Genomic DNA, 904 nt, shown 5'->3' on the forward strand with positions numbered 1-904 from the left:
CACCCCCCGCGTGCGAGCGCCGCTTCGCGCTGCTACTTGTGATTGTCCTTGTACACCACGTGGTACTTCACGTTCTTGTTCTTCTCGTGGTCGTAGGTGCAGACCTCCACCCACTTCTTCTCGTACTTCTCGGTCTTCTTGGCCAGCTCCCACAGATCGTGCCAGGACTCCTTCTCGCACCGGTGCTTCGCGAACCGGACGGCATCGTGGAGGGACTTCTCCTCGTGCTCGACGACGTCCTTGTGGCCGCTCTTCTTGTGGTGCTTGACCACGAGCACCTTGATCCGCTTGTCGTCCAGACCGTCGTGGTGCTGGCCACCGGATGCCACGGCCGGTGCACTCCCGCCCGCGAGCAGGCCCACGATCGCGGCGCCGGTCAGCAGTTTGCGCAGATTCTTCACTGTGTCCCCCTACACTGCGTCCCCCTCGGAGCAAGGGGGTGCGCACAGCCTAATTCCGCCCTGACAAGGACCTCAACGGCGAACGATGACGATGCGGGAGCAGTTCGGACACGCTGGGGAACTACCGCCGGGTAGACCGGCCAGTATCTTCCGCGGGCTCCCCGACCACCCGGACACGGCCCCCGCCCGGCCGGGGCGGCGTCCGGCAAAGAGAGGGCATTACTTCTGCGACCAAATGCGGATGAATAGAACATGAGCACCTGCACGCTGGATCTCCCGAAGGACGGACCGCCATGACGACCATTCCCCGCACCCCGGACTCCGGCGACGCCCAGGCGCGGACGGAGGAGGTCCGGCGGGGCGTGGTGCACCGCCTGGCCGTCCGGGGCGTGGTCGCCACGTCCGTCGAGAGCCTGTTCGGCGGACGGGAGTGGTCCGTGACGGTGTCCGGCCACCCCGACACCATGACGGATACGGAGGTCCGGGTGGCCGTGTGGACGGCC

Annotated in this window: 2 protein-coding genes; one reads left to right on the forward strand and one right to left on the reverse strand. The window is 66.4% G+C overall.

Translation table 11 applies throughout. From position 1 onward, the window contains the following. Positions 1 to 32 precede the first annotated feature (32 nt). Positions 33 to 401 carry a hypothetical protein gene (locus tag ACH9EU_RS17815; RefSeq protein WP_396415244.1) on the reverse strand — a complete coding sequence of 123 codons (369 nt, stop codon included), beginning with the start codon at positions 399 to 401 and terminating at the stop codon, positions 33 to 35. A gap of 293 nt (positions 402 to 694) precedes the next feature. On the opposite strand from ACH9EU_RS17815, the gene ACH9EU_RS17820 reads away from it, so the two are divergent. Next, a partial coding sequence (locus tag ACH9EU_RS17820; RefSeq protein ID WP_396415245.1) for a hypothetical protein occupies positions 695 to 904 on the forward strand: 210 nt, incomplete at its 3' end.

Origin of the sequence: Kocuria rhizosphaerae, from assembly GCF_044462265.1 — a bacterium.
Taxonomy (GTDB): Bacteria; Actinomycetota; Actinomycetes; order Actinomycetales; family Micrococcaceae; genus Kocuria; species Kocuria rhizosphaerae.